Here is a 1,278-nt window from a genome sequence, read left to right on the forward strand (position 1 = left end):
AATAATTTAAATATAATAGTTAAAATAATTTGACTATCATAATTAATTTATAAAAATCTTCTTCAAAAATAACTAATTTAATTTGAAAATAATTAGCTAATATAATTCGCTAATCAACAGTCCGTGAGCAGATACAGGGGAAAATCATAGACGCTATGAACAGTGACGACCTAGAACAGCAGGCAGAGTTTAAACGACTGTTTGGCAACAGTACACCTACACCAGAGGAATTTATCTGTATTACCAGCAGGCAGTTAAAATTTTAAGGATTTAGGAGTGGCTATTATGGGACAAGCGGAGAAGCAAAAGGAAATGTTTCTGTCTATATGCGGACAGCATGACTACAACTTACTGACGGGCAAGGAAGCCATGACACAGACAGATTTTGAACGTATCACTTATATTACTATGGCTCTGGGATATACTTCCTATACGCAGGAATTGATTGGTGAACATTTGGACTTGGCGTGCAATGAAGCGGAACGGGCTGACAGGGAATTTGATATTCTTCAAGACTATCCAGCCTATTATGATGATGAAAACGTCTATGAACAGAGAGATAAATGGCTGGCAGACTTCATCAGTCAAGTACCGCCAGCAAAGCAGGACGATATTCGCCAGCTCATTAAAGAAAATACAGAGATTATCTGATACACAGGGTTATCGCAATCACGGCATTTATGCTGGGTGTGATAACCTTTTTTAGTTACTGCCAAAAAACAGGAACTTGGACGGAATTAGGACGGATTTATCTTTTATGCTTATCCTGTTGAAATTTGCCTTATTTTGGCAAGGCGGTTTCTTCACGGAGGATTACGAATGACAGGAGCGCATAAAAGAAAATCATCAAAAAAAATTTAATCCATGTTAAGGGAGTTTACAGCTATTTCCGTGTAGAATTTCCTCAATATTTGTCGATTATATTCGCTAAAGCTCAACGAGGTTATCAAAACTTCTTGGGCTTTTTTGCTTTTTCTGGATTTCTTTTTCAAACTTTGCCAGTTCATATCCTCTCATTTGTATTAATGACGGAAAGGGGGAAGGAACGGTTACAATCACCGCCTTTTGACAAGCGAAAGGAGGTGAAAATGTGAAAAGACCCACTTCTCCGGAAGATGTCCAGAAAGTCTTTGACTGTTACTGCAAGAAGATTTTGAAAAATGAAGCAATCAATATTCAGAAGCACTACCAGCGTATGAACGATTTGCAGATTTCCTTTTCAGAACTCACGCCAGAACAGCTTGCGGAACTCTCGACTTATGATGATTACTCCACAAA

General features: G+C 38.0%; 1 protein-coding gene and 1 pseudogene. Both read left to right on the top strand.

The window, feature by feature from the left end:
* Positions 1 to 285 precede the first annotated feature (285 nt).
* Positions 286 to 651, top strand: coding sequence for a hypothetical protein (locus B5E92_RS15230; RefSeq protein ID WP_074087803.1), 366 nt, complete (start codon positions 286 to 288; stop codon positions 649 to 651).
* Between the two features lie 439 nt (positions 652 to 1,090).
* Positions 1,091 to 1,278: pseudogene (locus B5E92_RS15235) on the top strand (RNA polymerase subunit sigma-24); the annotation flags it as partial.

It is taken from the genome of Erysipelatoclostridium sp. An15, assembly GCF_002160675.1.
In the GTDB taxonomy this organism is placed as follows: domain Bacteria; phylum Bacillota_I; class Bacilli_A; order Erysipelotrichales; family Coprobacillaceae; genus Thomasclavelia; species Thomasclavelia merdavium.

Excerpts from the sequence above, each read along its gene's own strand:
- B5E92_RS15230 (WP_074087803.1), top strand. The coding sequence starts at position 286 with ATGGGACAAGCGGAGAAGCAAAAGGAAATGTTTCTGTCTATATGCGGA.